The following is a 1,468-nucleotide window of genomic DNA, read 5'->3' as shown; positions in this document are numbered from 1 at the left end:
ACACTAGGTTTCCACGCATCGCCCCGCAATCGGGCCCGCGATTCGAGTCGGCTGGATATCGAAGTCTCTTTTGGGCCAGCGGCGCCGGCGCGCTCCAGGTTTAGTGAGACAAAATTAGAACAAATCCAGATATTGATTGTTTTTCAGTCAGTTGCTGCCTCTTGCCAAGCGAGAACAAAAAAGGTACAAAACGGCAGGGATCACGGATTGTCCGGCCTTCATTGACGACCAAGGGGTGATGTATCATGGCTCAGAACACTTTGCGGCTTGTAGAGGATAAGGCAGTGGACAAATCAAAGGCTCTGGATGCGGCGCTGTCGCAAATCGAGCGCGCGTTCGGCAAGGGCTCGATCATGCGGCTCGGCGCCAACGAGCAGGTGGTCGAGATCGAAACCGTGCCGACGGGATCGCTGGGCCTCGACATCGCGCTCGGCGTCGGCGGCCTGCCGCGCGGCCGCATCATCGAAATCTACGGACCGGAAAGCTCGGGCAAGACGACGCTGGCGTTGCACACGGTCGCGGAAGCCCAGAAGAAGGGCGGCATCTGCGCCTTCGTCGACGCCGAGCATGCGCTCGATCCGGTCTATGCCCGCAAGCTCGGCGTCGACCTCGAGAACCTGCTGATCTCGCAGCCCGACACCGGCGAGCAGGCGCTGGAGATCTGCGACACGCTGGTGCGCTCGGGCGCCATCGACGTGCTGGTGGTCGATTCGGTCGCGGCGCTGACGCCGCGCGCCGAAATCGAGGGTGAGATGGGCGACGCGCTGCCCGGTCTGCAGGCCCGCCTTATGAGCCAGGCGCTGCGCAAGCTGACCGCCTCGATCTCGCGCTCCAACACCATGGTCATTTTCATCAACCAGATCCGCATGAAGATCGGCGTCATGTTCGGCTCGCCGGAGACGACCACCGGCGGCAACGCGCTGAAATTCTACGCCTCGGTGCGGCTCGACATCCGCCGCATCGGCTCGGTCAAGGACCGCGACGAGGTGGTCGGCAACCAGACCCGCGTCAAGGTGGTGAAGAACAAGCTGGCCCCGCCCTTCAAGGTGGTCGAGTTCGACATCATGTATGGCGAGGGCGTGTCGAAAACCGGCGAGCTCGTCGATCTCGGCGTCAAGGCCGGCGTGGTCGAGAAGTCGGGCGCCTGGTTCTCCTACAATTCGCAGCGTCTCGGCCAGGGCCGCGAGAACGCCAAGCTGTTCCTGCGCGACAATCCGGACACGGCGCGCGAGATCGAGCTGGCGCTGAGGCAGAATGCCGGGCTGATCGCGGAAAAATTCCTCGAGAATGGCGGCTCCGAAGGCGGCGACGACGGCTTCGAGGACGAAGCCGGTGCCGTGTAGGCGGGAGCAATTCCAGGAAAGTGCGTCGCGGTTTTCCGTCCGGAATTGCGCGAGGCAATCGGCCGGAGTTTGGCCATAATCTTATTATATCTGAATATGCTTATGTAATTGAGTTCCTGGTACTG

Annotated in this window: 2 protein-coding genes; both read left to right on the top strand. The window is 61.7% G+C overall.

Features of this window, described 5'->3' with window-relative positions:
* Positions 1 to 225: hypothetical protein (locus tag EOA29_RS42465; RefSeq protein WP_210213220.1), on the top strand; the 225-nt coding region annotated here is incomplete at its 5' end.
* Positions 226 to 245: 20 nt separating this feature from the next.
* Complete coding sequence (recA, locus tag EOA29_RS36290) at positions 246 to 1,343, top strand: recombinase RecA (protein ID WP_126093595.1); 1,098 nt, start codon at positions 246 to 248, stop codon at positions 1,341 to 1,343.
* The last annotated feature ends 125 nt before the right edge of the window (positions 1,344 to 1,468 follow it).

The organism is Mesorhizobium sp. M1E.F.Ca.ET.063.01.1.1 (genome assembly GCF_003998155.1).
In the GTDB taxonomy this organism is placed as follows: domain Bacteria; phylum Pseudomonadota; class Alphaproteobacteria; order Rhizobiales; family Rhizobiaceae; genus Mesorhizobium.
The sequence above is the reverse complement of the archived record's forward strand: the minus strand, read 5'-3'. Positions and strand labels throughout refer to the sequence as shown.